The sequence below is a fragment of the Pyxidicoccus caerfyrddinensis genome (assembly GCF_010894405.1).
GTDB lineage: Bacteria > Myxococcota > Myxococcia > Myxococcales > Myxococcaceae > Myxococcus > Myxococcus caerfyrddinensis.
The window spans coordinates 163,033-175,542 of record NZ_JAAIYA010000013.1 but is presented as its reverse complement, the minus strand read 5'-3'; the positions used below and the strand labels follow the sequence as shown (position 1 = coordinate 175,542).

General features: G+C 70.4%; 15 protein-coding genes. 6 read left to right on the top strand and 9 right to left on the bottom strand.

Going from position 1 to position 12,510, the window contains the following annotated elements; genetic code table 11:
- Positions 1 to 157 precede the first annotated feature (157 nt).
- The 3 genes from G4D86_RS29910 to G4D86_RS29900 form a co-directional block, all read right to left on the bottom strand.
- Positions 158 to 1,147 (bottom strand): aldo/keto reductase, encoded by a 990-nt coding sequence (locus G4D86_RS29910; RefSeq protein WP_163997479.1) that lies wholly within the window; start codon positions 1,145 to 1,147, stop codon positions 158 to 160.
- Positions 1,148 to 1,443: 296 nt separating this feature from the next.
- A complete protein-coding gene (locus G4D86_RS29905) occupies positions 1,444 to 1,920 on the bottom strand; it encodes a DUF6691 family protein (RefSeq protein WP_163997478.1) in 477 nt (158 codons plus the stop codon).
- Between the two features lie 12 nt (positions 1,921 to 1,932).
- Entirely contained in the window at positions 1,933 to 2,358 is a 426-nt protein-coding gene (locus G4D86_RS29900) for a YeeE/YedE family protein (protein WP_163997477.1), read from the bottom strand.
- A gap of 176 nt (positions 2,359 to 2,534) precedes the next feature.
- Between G4D86_RS29900 and G4D86_RS29895 the strand changes: the two genes are divergently transcribed.
- The 3 genes from G4D86_RS29895 to G4D86_RS29890 are packed head-to-tail and all read left to right on the top strand — an operon-like array spanning position 2,535 to position 4,487.
- The gene (locus G4D86_RS29895; RefSeq protein WP_205519829.1) at positions 2,535 to 3,236 is read left to right on the top strand and encodes an MBL fold metallo-hydrolase; all 702 of its coding nucleotides are present in this window, start codon (positions 2,535 to 2,537) and stop codon (positions 3,234 to 3,236) included.
- A gap of 30 nt (positions 3,237 to 3,266) precedes the next feature.
- Positions 3,267 to 3,590 (top strand): rhodanese-like domain-containing protein, encoded by a 324-nt coding sequence (locus tag G4D86_RS52250; protein ID WP_205519821.1) that lies wholly within the window; start codon positions 3,267 to 3,269, stop codon positions 3,588 to 3,590.
- Between the two features lie 27 nt (positions 3,591 to 3,617).
- Positions 3,618 to 4,487, top strand: coding sequence for a sulfite exporter TauE/SafE family protein (locus G4D86_RS29890; protein ID WP_163997476.1), 870 nt, complete (start codon positions 3,618 to 3,620; stop codon positions 4,485 to 4,487).
- Here the strand turns inward: G4D86_RS29890 and G4D86_RS29885 are convergent.
- From G4D86_RS29885 to G4D86_RS29865, 6 genes are all read right to left on the bottom strand, one after another.
- On the bottom strand, positions 4,421 to 5,275 hold the full coding sequence (locus G4D86_RS29885) for a class I SAM-dependent methyltransferase (protein ID WP_163997475.1): 855 nt from the start codon (positions 5,273 to 5,275) through the stop codon (positions 4,421 to 4,423). The two genes, G4D86_RS29890 and G4D86_RS29885, sit on opposite strands and share 67 nt — an antisense overlap.
- A gap of 55 nt (positions 5,276 to 5,330) precedes the next feature.
- Positions 5,331 to 5,579, bottom strand: coding sequence for a hypothetical protein (locus G4D86_RS52245; protein ID WP_205519818.1), 249 nt, complete (start codon positions 5,577 to 5,579; stop codon positions 5,331 to 5,333).
- 152 nt (positions 5,580 to 5,731) lie between these two features.
- A complete protein-coding gene (locus tag G4D86_RS29880) occupies positions 5,732 to 6,994 on the bottom strand; it encodes an RNA polymerase sigma factor (protein WP_163997474.1) in 1,263 nt (420 codons plus the stop codon).
- Positions 6,995 to 6,997: 3 nt separating this feature from the next.
- The gene (locus G4D86_RS29875) at positions 6,998 to 7,603 is read right to left on the bottom strand and encodes a dihydrofolate reductase family protein (RefSeq protein WP_163997473.1); all 606 of its coding nucleotides are present in this window, start codon (positions 7,601 to 7,603) and stop codon (positions 6,998 to 7,000) included.
- Positions 7,600 to 7,959 (bottom strand): YciI family protein, encoded by a 360-nt coding sequence (locus G4D86_RS29870; RefSeq protein ID WP_163997472.1) that lies wholly within the window; start codon positions 7,957 to 7,959, stop codon positions 7,600 to 7,602. The genes G4D86_RS29875 and G4D86_RS29870 overlap by 4 nt, the downstream gene beginning before the upstream one ends.
- A gap of 120 nt (positions 7,960 to 8,079) precedes the next feature.
- Positions 8,080 to 10,302, bottom strand: a complete 2,223-nt coding sequence (locus G4D86_RS29865; protein ID WP_163997471.1) for a hybrid sensor histidine kinase/response regulator — start codon at positions 10,300 to 10,302, stop codon at positions 8,080 to 8,082.
- Positions 10,303 to 10,559: 257 nt separating this feature from the next.
- On the opposite strand from G4D86_RS29865, the gene G4D86_RS29860 reads away from it, so the two are divergent.
- The 3 genes from G4D86_RS29860 to G4D86_RS29850 all read left to right on the top strand — a co-directional run bounded on the left by G4D86_RS29860 (position 10,560) and on the right by G4D86_RS29850 (position 12,457).
- Complete coding sequence (locus tag G4D86_RS29860; RefSeq protein WP_163997470.1) at positions 10,560 to 11,261, top strand: hypothetical protein; 702 nt, start codon at positions 10,560 to 10,562, stop codon at positions 11,259 to 11,261.
- 85 nt (positions 11,262 to 11,346) lie between these two features.
- Positions 11,347 to 11,772 (top strand): GAF domain-containing protein, encoded by a 426-nt coding sequence (locus G4D86_RS29855; protein WP_163997469.1) that lies wholly within the window; start codon positions 11,347 to 11,349, stop codon positions 11,770 to 11,772.
- Positions 11,765 to 12,457, top strand: coding sequence for a TVP38/TMEM64 family protein (locus tag G4D86_RS29850; protein ID WP_163997468.1), 693 nt, complete (start codon positions 11,765 to 11,767; stop codon positions 12,455 to 12,457). Before G4D86_RS29855 ends, G4D86_RS29850 begins: the two co-directional genes overlap by 8 nt.
- Positions 12,458 to 12,510: the final 53 nt, after the last annotated feature.

The window sequence follows — 12,510 nt, the reverse complement described above, 5'->3', positions numbered from 1 at the left end:
GCTGGTGAGTGTGAAGGAGGTGCCCGACCTCTACCCGGGTCTGCTCACTCCCAGGCTGCGACGGACTTCCAGCTCTGGCGATTGAGCCAATTTGACAACCAGGGCCGCAACACTCTTCCGGGATACCTGGTGCCCTTTGAAAGGCTGACCTCGACGCTCAGCGACCGACCCGGGCCTGGAGGTGCGCGGGATAACGGTCTCCCTGCACCGTGATCTTGGAGAGGGCGCCTTCGATGTCGCGGAGCTCCTCGGGCGTCAGCTTCACGGCCGCCGCTCCGACGTTCTCCTCCAGGCGATGCAGCTTGGTGGTACCCGGGATGGGCACGATCCACGGCTTCTGGGCCAGCAGCCACGCGAGTGCGAGCTGGGCGCGCGTCGCCTTCTTCCGGGCCGCGATTTCGCCGAGCAGCTCCACCAGGGCCTGGTTCGCCGTTCGGGCCTCCGGCGTGAAGCGCGGGACGATGTTGCGGAAGTCCTTGCTGTCGAACGTCGTGCTCTCGTCGATGGCACCCGTGAGGAAGCCCTTGCCCAGCGGGGAGAAGGGCACGAAGCCAATCCCGAGCTCCTCGCAGGCCGGCAGGACCTCCTTCTCGGGTTCCCGCCACCACAGGGAGTATTCGCTCTGGAGGGCGGTGACCGGCTGCACCGCATGCGCGCGCCGGAGCGTCTGCACGCTGGCTTCGGACATGCCGAAGTGCTTGACCTTGCCTTGCTTGATCAGCTCCTTCACCGTGCCAGCGACTTCCTCGATGGGCACGTTCGGGTCGACGCGGTGCTGATAGAAGAGATCGATGCGGTCGGTCTTGAGCCGCTTGAGCGCCGCCTCGGCGACTTCCCGGATGTGCTCCGGCCGGCTGTTCATGCCGCTCTGTCCGCCACTCGAATCGAACTCGAAGCCGAACTTGGTGGCGATGACCACCTGGTCCCGGAAGGGGGCAAGGGCCTCGCCCACGACCTCTTCGTTCTTGTAGGGACCGTACGCTTCGGCGGTGTCGAAGAAGGTGACGCCGCGCTCGAAGGCCGACCGGATGAGCTTGATGGCCTCCTGCGTGTCCGTTGCCGGGCCATAGCCAAAGCTCAGTCCCATGCAGCCGAGACCGATGGCCGAAACCTCCAGATTGCTCTTTCCAAGTTTGCGCTTCTGCATGGCCTCTTCTCCTGGGTGACTTCCTGATGCGTCGGAAGTGATGTGGAGCGACGTGAATAGAGGTAGCTCCCGGTGCCGTGGAGGACTAGGCGCCAGGACCGCAAAGGGCTGTTAAGCCCTGCTTGAAAATGGGGAGCGAACGTTCCGGTGCCGACGGGCGCCGTGCGAGGAGGCAGCCGGTCATTCCCCAGGCACCCTGGCCGAGCCGTGCGCAGCGCACCCCGGCGCTACGCCTCTTCGTGTGCACGGCCAGGGAGCTGGCCGCGGACACGGTATGAAGGAAGGGTTCCCGCGAGCTACCGAGAAGGCGTCGCGCCCAGGCTCGGAGTCCCCGTGCCCTGAGCCCCCACGCTCGCGCCGCGCCGCGCTTGCAGCACCTGGGCGAGGTACATGCCGGCGACCATGGCGGGCACGAAGACGAGCACTTGCGACGCGCCGCTGGCCAGTGAGGTGAGCGCGGGGCCGGGGCAGTAGCCACCGAGCCCCCAGCCCACGCCGAAGAGGGCCGCGCCCACGAGGAGCTTCGCGTCCAGCTTGCTGGCGGAGAGGGTGGGGAACTTCGCGGCGAACAGGGGCCGCTCGCGCCGGTGGATGAGGGGCCGCAGCGCCGCGTGCACGGCGATGGCACCGCCCATCACGAACGCGAGCCGGAAGTCCCAGGCGCCCGCGACATCGAGGAAGCCGAGGACGTTGGCCGGGTCCGTCATGCCGCTGAGGCCCAGGCCCAGGGCGAAGATGAGGCCACTGAGGAACGCACTGATGGAAGGACGCATGGGGAGCTTTCTCTAGAGGACGTGGCGGACCAGGAAGACAGTGAGGACGCCGGTGGCCATGAAGGTGAGCGTGGCCGCGATGGAGCGCGCGGAGCCGCGGCTGATGCCGCAGACGCCGTGCCCGCTGGTGCAGCCGTTGCCCAGCCGCGAGCCGAACCCCACCAGCAGTCCGGCCCCCACCAGCAGCGAGACGCCGCCCGCGCTCGGGGACGAGGGGGCCGCGAAGGAGCCGGGGCGCAACCACGCCAGCAGCAGGCCCCCGGTGAGCAGCCCACCGAAGAAGAGCACGCGCCAGGCGATGTCACCGCGCACGGGGGCCAGCAGCGAGCCCACCACGCCGCTGATGCCGGCCACCCGGCCGTTGGCCAGGAGCAGAAAGGAGGCGCTCAGTCCGATGAGCGCCCCGCCCAGGAGAGGAAGGAGGATGGAGGAAGTCATGTCCTGGTAGAGCCAGACGCCCCACCCGGGGATTCACGGGAGATTTTCCGCGCGAGGTGGCACCGGCGGCGGAGGTCCCCATGGCAGCAGGCGCCCCCCTGCTTCCCTGCCTGCCCGGACCCGCCTCCTGAATCCTTTTTGCCGCCACCCGGCTCTCACAGTCAGGAGGCTTCGACATGATTTTCCGCCAGCTTTTCGATTCCGAGTCCTCGACGTACACCTATCTCCTCGGCGACGAGGCCACACGCCAGGCCGTCCTCATCGACCCCGTGCTGGAGCAGGTCGACCGCGACCTGCAGCTGGTGAGCGAGCTGGACCTCACCCTCACCCACGTCTTCGACACCCACGTGCACGCCGACCACGTCACCGCGTCGGGCGTGCTGCGTGAGCGCACGCAAGCCACGGTGGTGGGGGGAGCGGGAGGCGCCTCGTGCGCCAACGTCCAGGTGCGCCACGGGGACGAGGTGCGCGTCGGGCAGCTCGTCTTCCAGGTGCTCGCGACACCGGGGCACACGGACGACAGCGTCAGCTACTTCATCGGCGACCGGGTCTTCACCGGGGACGCGCTCCTCATCCGGGGCAACGGCCGCACCGACTTCCAGAATGGAAATGCGGACCAGCTCTACGACAGCCTCACCCGCGTCCTCTTCAGCCTGCCGGACGACACGCTCGTGTACCCGGGCCACGACTACAAAGGCCGCACGGTGACGAGCATCGCCGAGGAGAAGCGGCACAACCCGCGCGTGGCCGGCAAGAGCCGGGAGGAGTTCATCCAAATCATGGACAACCTCCACCTGCCCAAGCCCAGGAAGATTGACATCGCAGTCCCCGCAAACCGCGCCTGCGGCCACCTGACGCCTTCACCGCAAGGGGCCTGAGGCCCCTGCCCCCGCCAGGGAGGAACAACCATGACTCCACACCCCTACCAGGACATCACTGTCTTCCGGCTCGACACGCTCGGCCCCGAGGTGCGACGCATCGACGTGCGCGAGCCGGATGAATACACCGGTCCGCTGGGCCATCTGCCCGGGGCGGAGCTCGTCCCGCTGGGCACGCTGGAGGCGGCCTCCGCCGCGTGGCCACGCGAGGCGCCGCTGCTGCTCATCTGCCGCTCGGGCGGACGCTCCGCGAAGGCGGCGCAGGCGCTTGCCCAACGTGGCTTCAGACACCTCTACAACCTGGCGGGCGGAATGCTCGCCGTGCGCGAGATGCCCGCGAAGCCCCAGGGCTGAGCGCGCGCTCGCGCAAGAACGGACGCCATGCCCATCCTCGGCTTCTCACTCGCGGCGCTCATCGGCCTGTCGCTCGGCCTGCTCGGCGGCGGCGGCTCCATCCTCACCGTCCCCATCCTCGTGTACGTCCTGGGCTTCGGAGCCAAGGAGTCCATCGCCATGGGCCTGGCGGTGGTGGGCGTCACCAGCCTCTTCGGGGCCGCGGGTCACTGGCGCAGGGGCAATCTCCAGTTCCGGGCAGCCCTCGTCTTCGGGGCGGTGGCGATGGCGGGGACGTACGCGGGGGCGCGCCTGTCCGTCTTCATCTCCGGCGCCGCGCAGCTGCTGCTCTTCGCGGCGGTGATGCTCGTGGCCGCCTTCTTCATGTTCCGCAATGGGCGCAAGGAGGCCGCGCTGGCGGCGCGCAAGGAGGCCGTGCACGCGCCCGAGCCCCGCAAGGCGCCCTTCCCCGTCATGGCCGCGGCCGCCCTGGGCGTGGGCGGACTCACGGGACTGGTGGGGGTGGGTGGCGGCTTCCTCATCGTCCCCGCGCTGGTGCTGCTGGTGGGCCTCCCCATGAAGCAGGCGGTGGGCACCAGCCTGCTCGTCATCGCCCTCAACTCCTTCGTGGGCTTCGCCGGCTACCTCGGCCACGTCGAGGTGCCCTGGGTCTACCTGGGCGTCTTCACCGCCATCGCGGTGGCGGGGATTCTGGCGGGCACCTGGGCGTCCCACTTCGTGTCACAGGCGATGCTCAAGCGGGCCTTTTCCGCCTTCCTCGTGCTGATGGGCGTCTTCATCCTCTTCAAGAACCGGGATGCGCTGGCCCAGGTCGTTCACCACGAAGGTCATCAGGAACGTCCTGCCAAGGTGAGCCTCGTCACGCCCCCCAGGGTGACCGTCTCCCCGACGCGGTGAAGTTCCAGCTCGGCGCAGATGTCCGCCTCCCACGCTCGCTGCAGGTGCGCTGGCATTTCGTCGACGAGCTTCACCAGGGGCCCGCCCAGCTCCCGAATCCAGGCCACGATGCCGCTTCCATCACTGGCTTCCACGACGGGGATGTCCAGTTCCTCCACCGCCTCCGTGGAGAAGCCATTCCTCTGGAGGGCTGCGTCCAGGGTGGCGCGGTCCGCGTGACGAAACACCCCGGGGCCGTCGGAGCCTGAGATGGGCAGCGGGACGTCTCGATAGCGCTCGAGCATTCGCCGGGGGAGCGAAGCCCAGGGAACGCGAGCGGGTTCGGCCCACGAGGCGATGACGAGCACGCCACCAGGCTTCAGCGCACGGTGGATGGACTGGAGGGCCCGCTCTGGCGCGCGCATGTACATCAGGCCCCAGCGCAACGTCGCCACGTCGAAGGACTGCTCACCGGCCTCGAGCGCTTCGGCGTCAGCCACCTGGAACCCGATGTTCTTCAAGCCTTCACGACTCGCCCTCTCGCGAGCGATTTGCAGCACGCCCTCCCCCATGTCGGTCGCGAGCACCCAGCCGTGCGGCCCCACCCGGTGGGCCGCGGGCAGGGCGGGTTCGCCACGGCCGGAGGCGATGTCCAGGACGCGCATCCCCGTCGAGACGCGCCCCAGGTCGAGCATGCGCTCACTCACCGGACGGGTGAGCCGAGCCTCCATCTCATCGTGACGGCGCCAGAACCCGACCGCCCGGGCCCGGGCCGCCTCCTCCTGCTGCTTTCGCTCGACGTCATCCATGCCTGCGCCCCTCTCGACCGGGTTGGGAGCGAGGATACAGGCCGGATTCCCGTCGTCACACGGGCGATGCGCTCACGCCTGCCGCTCGCGGCTTCCCATTGCGCGCGTGTCGGCCTGGAGCTTCCGTCCGCACCCGCACCAGCGTGCCATGTGCGGCTGCCGGTGCCGTCACCGGCCGGCGCGCGAGCCGCGAGCCATTCCGGCGACGCTTGCGCAGCCACCACAGCGTCACGGCGGCGACGGCCACCAGCGCGCCCAGGCGCGTCAGCGACGGAAACAGCGGCGATGGATCACGAATGACCAAGAGGGCCTCCCGAGCAAGGACGGGCCCCGGTGTGCACCCGGGATGCCACTCTCCGCCCCTCGTGAGGCCGGGCGGTTGCGCGCCGGCAGCGGCCTCCGGTGCTCCAGACTGGCGCACCGGATTGGCGCAATCGCTCCATCCTGGGGCCCCCGTCACACGTCCGCGCTGCTCCGCAGGCGCTTCTCCAGGAAGCGACGTTCCGTGTCGTTCCTCGCGAGGCCCAGCGCCACCCTGAAGTGCTTCCGCGCGGCCTCCCGATGGCCGCGACGCAGCTCCAACTCCCCCAGCGCCGCGGGATGGAACGGATAGCGGGCCAGCCGTTCGGAATCGGCTATCGCATGCAGCGCCTCCAGCCCGCGCTCGGCGCCGTCGCGCTCTCCGATGGCAATTGCACGGTTGAGCGCAACGACGGGCGACGGAGCCAGCGCCATCAGCCTGTCGTACAGCGACACGATGGCCCGCCAGTCCGTCTCCTCCAGGCTTCGAGCGCTCGCGTGCGTCACGGCAATCGCCGCTTCGAGGTGATACGGCGTCACCTCCTCCCCCGACGCCGAGCGCTCGAAGAGCGCGAGCCCCTCCTCCATGCGTCGAGCATCCCAGTGCGTCCGGTCCTGGTCCACGAGCGCGCTCAGCTCCCCTTCGGAGTCGAGCCGCGCCGGGAGCCGCGCCGCATGGAGCCACATGAGCGCGGCGAGCGCATACGTGGTGGGCGTCGCGGCCGGCGGGTGTTCGAGCAGCAACGCAGTGAGGCGCATGGCCTCTTCGCACAGCTCCACGCGCACCGCAGCCTTCGCGGAGGCGCCGTGGTACCCCTCGCTGAACAGCAGGTACAGCGCGCGACGGACCGTGGAGAGGCGCGACTCGAACTCGGCATCCCTCATGTCGAACAACGTCCGCGCGCCCGCCAGCACCTTCTTCCCTCGGGAGATGCGCTTCTCGATGGCCGCGTGCCCCGTCAGCAGCGCGCTCGCAATCTCACTCGCGCCGAAGCCGCACAGGATGTTGAGGATGAGCGCGAGCTGCGCTTCCTCGGGCAGTCGCGGATGGCAGCACGAGAACATCATCCGGAGCTGCTCGTCGCGAATCGTGTTCGCGGTGAAGGCCTCGTCAATCAGGGGCGCGAGCGTCCACTCCGTCTCGAGCAGCCGGCCCAGCTCGGGCGCGAAGGTGCGCGCCGTGCGCTCGCGCCGGACGATGTCGAGCGCGCGGTTCTTCGCCGCCGCCATGAGCCACGCGGACGGATTCTCCGGAACGCCGCGAGCCTTCCACGCCTCCATCGCCCGGCAGAAGGCGTCCTGCACGACGTCCTCCGCCAGCGACAGGTTGTGCACGCCGAAGATGCGCGTCAGGGCGGCGACCATCCGCCCCGACTCGCGGCGGAAGAAGTGCTCGTTGAGCTCCAGCAGCGTCGCCACGGGTCAACCCGCGCGCGCGTAGCGGAGCGTGACGTTGCCCGCCGGGTGCCGCTTCACCTCCAACAACTCCAGCGGCGTGCGCTTCGACACGCCGCTGATCATCGGCAGGCCGCTTCCGAGGAGGACCGGGTTGACGATGAAGTGATACTCGTCAATCAACCCGTGCTCCGTGAGCTGAGACACGATGGAGCCGCTCCCGAAGATGAGGATGTCCTTGCCGGGCTGCCGCTTCATGGCCTGGACTTCACGGGGGTCGAGCTCCGAGACAAGGCGGGAGTTCTTCCACGTCACCTCCTTCCGGCTCCGGGAGAAGACCACCTTCGCCACGTCGTTCAACCAGACCGCCAGGGAATGGAACTCCGGAGACTGCCGCCCAGGACTGTGGGGGTCGGGCGCGGTGGGTCCTTCGGTGAGGACCCTGGGCCAGAAGCCCTCGAAGTTCTCATACGTCCGCCGCCCGAACAGGAGGGTGTCGAAGCCCGGCATGGCGTCCACGGCGCCCTTGTCGATCTCCGCGTCCGGCACGGCCCAGTCCAGGCCCCCATCGGCTCCAGCGAAGTACCCGTCCGCCGACACCCGGTTGAACACCACGATGCGTCGCGTGCTCATGACAGCGGCCCCTCCATCACCGGGCGCACTTCCACGGAGCCGGCGCCCTCCAACATGGGGCAGCCCTTCGACAGCTCCACGGCCTGCTCCAGGTTCTTCGCCTCGACGACGATGAAGCCCAGGACCAGGTCCTTGGACTCGGCATAGGGCCCGTCGGTGACCACCTTCTTCTTCCCGCGGACCACCGCGCCCGAGCGCTCGAGCGGCTGCCCCGGGTCCTTCAGGTGCCCCTTGGCTTCCAGCTCGCGTATCCACGCCAGCCATGCCTGCATGCTCCGCTGCGCGCGCTCGGGCGTGCCCATGGCCTCGCGCTGGTCCGCCTCGGTCGTCCGGAACAGATAGATGAACCCACTCATGGAATGACCTCCCGTGTCGCACCCTCTGTCGGGTGCTTTCAGGCCCTCAACGTGTGAGTGGACGGCCCCCGGACATCTATTTTTCGGCGCTCCACCCCAGGCGGGGAGCCGGGCCCCCGCTCAGGATGCCGCGCCCACCGTATCCCCTGAAGCGGAGAGCACCTCGCGCAGCCGGACGATGTCCACGGGCTTCACCACGTGCTCGTCGAACCCGGCCTGGATGGCGCGAGCCCGGTCCTCCTTCAGGCCGTAGCCCGTCAGCGCAATGAGCCGCGGCCCGCGCCCCGTCTCGGAGGACGCACGGAGTGCCCGGGCCACCGCGTAGCCGTCCAGCCCCGGCAGGCCGATGTCCAGGAGGACGACGTCGGGCCGCAGCTCGCGCGCCTTCTCCAGCCCGGACGGTCCGTCCTCCGCCTCGTGGACCGTGTGGCCGTCCGCCTCCAGCAGCTCGCGCACCAGTTGGCGGCTGTCGGCGTGGTCCTCCACCAGCAGGATGCGGCGCGCTACGCCGGGGCCCTCCGCGCCAGCTCGGGGATGCTGCGACTCCGCCACCGCGCCCCGGGGCAGGCGCACCGTGAAGGTGCTCCCGCGCGAGGCGCCCTCGCTGCGCGCCTCCACGGTGCCCCCGTGCAGCTCCACCAGGCGCTTCACCAGCGTGAGCCCCACGCCCAGCCCGCCCTGCGAGCGGTCCAGGGTGCCGTCCGCCTGGAAGAACAGGTCGAAGACGCGCGGCAGCACCTCCGGCGGCAGGCCCACGCCAGTGTCGGAGACCTCCAACACCACCTGCTCCGCGTCCACGTGCGTGCGCACGATGACGCGGCCTCCGTCCGGCGTGTACTTGAGGGCGTTGGACACCAGGTTGGTGACCACCTGGCCCAGGCGGTTCTCATCGCCTTCCATCACCGCCGGCTCGGCCTTCACGTCGAGCTGGTGCGCCTGCATCCTCCCGGAGGACTCCAGCGCGGCGACGGCGCGGTGCACGCACTCGCCCAGGTCCATGGCGCCCTTCTGGAGGGTGATGCGGCCGCTGCTGACGCGGGCCACGTCGAGCAGGTCATCCACCAGTCGGGCCAGGTGGAAGGCCTGCCGCTCCACCAGCGCCCGGGTCCGCTCGCGGCGCGCCTCGTCGCGGGCGATGGAGAGCACCTTCACGCCGCTGGTGATGGCGGACAGGGGGTTGCGCAGCTCGTGCCCCAGCATGGCCAGGAACTGGTCCTTGGCGCGATTGGCGGCCTCGGCCTCGGCGCGCGCGGCCTCGGCCTCGCGCATCTTCGCGCGCAGGGCCTCCTCCCGCTCGGCCACCAGCGCGGTGGTGCGTGCGAGCGCCACCCTCACCTCCTCCAGCTCGGAGATGCCGGTGGTGGACAGGCGCGTGAAGGCGGCGGGCGTGGCCGCGCTGTCCGTCGCCGCGCGGGCCAGGGCCCTCAGCGGGTGGGTGATGCGGCGCCCCATCAGCGTCGCCCAGCCCGCGGCGACGGCACAGCACACCAGCCCCGCCACCAGCAACGAGAGAAACGAGCGCTCCATGGGGGCCGAGAAGATGGCGCGAGGCGCGGAGAAGACCATCGTCCAGGGCACCACCTGCGAGCGCGCCACCGCCGAGTAGGCCTTCATGCCGTCCGCCGTCACCGAGGGGAAGAACCCCTCACTGCCGGCCGCGCGCATGCTCTCGATGAACGCCACCGGCGCCACCTTGCCGACGAGGCGCTCCGCGGCGCGGCTGCGCGAGAGAATGACGCCCTCTTCGTCCACCAGCGTGCCGACCCAGTCCGGGGGGATGCGCTGCTCGGTCCAGAGCTTGCTGAAGTGCTGCATCGAGTAGTGCGCGAGCAGGACGCCGGTGATGCGCTCCCCGCTGAGCACCGGCATCGCCACCACCACCGTGGGCGGCCCCTGCATTCGCGCGAAGGGGTAGTCCGAGATGACCGGGCGGCCCGTCTCCAGCACCCTTCGCAGATAGGGGCGGTCGACCGGACTGGGGACGCTCTCCCCGAAGGGCCGGTCGGTGGTGAAGTGCGTCCGCCCGTCCACGTCCACCAGCGCCAGCAACGTCCAGGGCTGGCGTGAGTGCACGACGGCCTTGCACGTCGCGTAGAAGGTCTCCAGGTCGCCACGTGACAGGGTCTCTGCGTGGGAGAGGACCTCCAGCGCGCGGATGGACTGCCCCAGTTCGCGGTCCACCGCCAGCGCCAGGGCCCGGGCCGTCTCGCGCATGCCCTGCTCGCGGGCCGCGCGCTGCGAGACGGCGAAGCGGTCCAGGACTCCCGCCGTGAAGACGACCAGGGGAATGAGCAGCCCGAGCGCGAGCCAGGCCAGATGGAACCGTAATGGACGCGCCTTCATCGACCTGCTTCCAGGAGGGACTCGAGCATGAGGGGAGGTCGGCGCCACCTCGCGGCGGCGCCCCGCGCATCCTGCCCGGCTTCACAGCCACCACCTACCCTCCCGCGCGGGACTGGCACGGGTTGAACAGTCCATCCCAGGCGACCAGGTTGCCGACCCGCACGTGGGGTGTCGGCGGACACGTCGCCATCCGCGATATCCTGAGGCCCGTCCCGCCCGAGCGGGGAAAAGGGGCCGCCGTGAGACTCGCGCCATGGATGCTGAGTGCCGTACTCATGGTGCTGGCCGGCTGCGCGCCCACCACCTTGAGCCCCATGGGCATCCGGATGGTGCCCGGCAGCCTGGACCACGTGACGGCGCGCGCAGGCCTGCGCACCGGGCCCCGGTTGACCGTGCCCCTCCAGGCCCCCGAGGACTTCGAGGGCAACCGCGCGCCCTTCTCCTCGCCTCAGTGGAGCGTGGCGTACGACGCGGACCTCCTCATTCCGGTGGGCGCCAACACCCGTGTGCATGTCGGCTTCCAGGGCGAGGTGGGCTGCGACGAGATTGAAGCCACCTGCCCCGTCCCCGTGCCCGGCTATGGCCTGTCCATGGGCCTGTCCCACTACTTCCAGCTCGGCGACGTGAGCGTCGCGCCCGCGGTGATGCTGCGCGGGGCCACGGACTTCGGCCTGGGCACGGTGGGAGGCCCCGGCAGCATGATGGGCGTGGAGGCCTCCCTGTCGCTCGCGGTGCACCTGGACGACACTGCGCTGGGGGTGGTGCCCTTCCTCGGCGTGCACCGGCTCATCATCTCGGAGCGCACGGCCTCGGCCACCTACGGAGGCCTGGCGCTCGCGGGCCACTTCGAATTGGGCGACGGCGAGTTCATCGAGCTCACCGCCGGCGCCGGCCGTGTGGACATGCGCGGCGTGGAGCCCTGGTGGGCGCCCATCTTCGGCATCCGTGGCGGCCCCTGAGTCCGAGGTCAACGTCGACTGCCGCATGGTTGCCGGGCCGGCGCGTTGACGCTCTCTCGGACGGGGGCGCACAGTCAGACGCGCCATGAGCATGAATCCCCCCTCGTACCAGGCGTGGCTGGAGTCCTTCGCCGCCGAGCACGGCGCCTCCGCGGGCACCATCCACCTGCAGCGCGGAGAGGACCTGGAGCTGGTGGCGGCCCTCAACATCCCGCCGCCCGTGCTGAATGCCGTCCGCCACGTGCCACACGGCAAGGGCATGGCCGGACTGGCACAGGTGCGCAGGGCGCCGGTGCAGACGTGCAACCTGAAGGAGGATGCCACCGGCCGCGTCAAGCCGGGCGCGAAGGCCGTGGATGCGCGCGCGGCGGTGGCGCTGCCCGTGCTGGACGGCACGGGGCAGGTGCGCGCGGTGGTGGGCATCGCCTTCATGACGGAGGGAGAGATTCCCGCCGAGCGCGAGCAATCGTTGATGTCCGCCGCGGCCCGGCTACCCTTCGGGGATGCTTGAGCCCGCACGGCAGCTGACGCCCCCGGAGACACAGCGTGCACGCGCCGTCGCGGGCTGGGTGGCCTTCTGCGTGCTGCTGCTGGCCCTGGTGTTGGTGCCCTTCGCTCTCTTCGGCGCCGACGTGGACGCGGTGGCCCAGCGCTTCCTCTCCGCGCGCCCTCCGGCGTGGCAGGTGTCGCTGGTGCTGGGAGGCCTGCTGGCTGGAGACATCCTGCTGCCCGTGCCCTCCAGCCTCGTGAGCACCGCGGCCGGAGGGCTGCTGGGCTTCTGGGGCGGATTGGCCACCAACTGGCTGGGGATGATGGTGGCCTGCGTGCTGGGCTACGGCCTGGGCGCGAGGGCGGGGACGGTGGCGCTGCGGCGCATGGCGGGCGACGCGGAGGTGGCGCGGCTGGCGCGCGCCTCCGAGCGGCTGGGCCCCTGGTTCCTGCTGGTGTTCCGCGCGGTGCCGGTGCTGGCGGAGGCCTCAGTCGTCTTCGCGGGCACCAGCCGCATGTCCCGGCGGAGCTTCTTCACGGTGTGCGCCCTGTCCAACCTGGGCGTGTCCGCCACGTACGCGGCCCTGGGCGCCACGGCGGCACAGCTGGAGTCCTTCCTCATCCTGTTCGCGGGCATGGTGCTGGTGCCCGGCCTGGCGCTCGCGTGGGTGCGCCGCCGGAGCCGCGCGCCCGGGGCTTCACGCTGAGTCCCGAAGCGCCCGCACGGGTGAGCTCGCGGGACGCGAGACGCGCAATGGGC

What these genes read in the sequence shown, in the direction of transcription:
- G4D86_RS29885 (WP_163997475.1), bottom strand. Translation starts at nt 5,275, where the DNA reads ATGGATGACGTCGAGCGAAAGCAGCAGGAGGAGGCGGCCCGGGCCCGG.
- G4D86_RS29910 (WP_163997479.1), bottom strand. Translation starts at nt 1,147, where the DNA reads ATGCAGAAGCGCAAACTTGGAAAGAGCAATCTGGAGGTTTCGGCCATC.
- G4D86_RS29905 (WP_163997478.1), bottom strand. Translation starts at nt 1,920, where the DNA reads ATGCGTCCTTCCATCAGTGCGTTCCTCAGTGGCCTCATCTTCGCCCTG.
- G4D86_RS52250 (WP_205519821.1), top strand. Translation starts at nt 3,267, where the DNA reads ATGACTCCACACCCCTACCAGGACATCACTGTCTTCCGGCTCGACACG.
- G4D86_RS29890 (WP_163997476.1), top strand. Translation starts at nt 3,618, where the DNA reads ATGCCCATCCTCGGCTTCTCACTCGCGGCGCTCATCGGCCTGTCGCTC.
- G4D86_RS29875 (WP_163997473.1), bottom strand. Translation starts at nt 7,603, where the DNA reads ATGAGCACGCGACGCATCGTGGTGTTCAACCGGGTGTCGGCGGACGGG.
- G4D86_RS29900 (WP_163997477.1), bottom strand. Translation starts at nt 2,358, where the DNA reads ATGACTTCCTCCATCCTCCTTCCTCTCCTGGGCGGGGCGCTCATCGGA.
- G4D86_RS29855 (WP_163997469.1), top strand. Translation starts at nt 11,347, where the DNA reads ATGAGCATGAATCCCCCCTCGTACCAGGCGTGGCTGGAGTCCTTCGCC.
- G4D86_RS29865 (WP_163997471.1), bottom strand. Translation starts at nt 10,302, where the DNA reads ATGAAGGCGCGTCCATTACGGTTCCATCTGGCCTGGCTCGCGCTCGGG.
- G4D86_RS29870 (WP_163997472.1), bottom strand. Translation starts at nt 7,959, where the DNA reads ATGAGTGGGTTCATCTATCTGTTCCGGACGACCGAGGCGGACCAGCGC.
- G4D86_RS29860 (WP_163997470.1), top strand. Translation starts at nt 10,560, where the DNA reads ATGCTGAGTGCCGTACTCATGGTGCTGGCCGGCTGCGCGCCCACCACC.
- G4D86_RS29895 (WP_205519829.1), top strand. Translation starts at nt 2,535, where the DNA reads ATGATTTTCCGCCAGCTTTTCGATTCCGAGTCCTCGACGTACACCTAT.
- G4D86_RS29850 (WP_163997468.1), top strand. Translation starts at nt 11,765, where the DNA reads ATGCTTGAGCCCGCACGGCAGCTGACGCCCCCGGAGACACAGCGTGCA.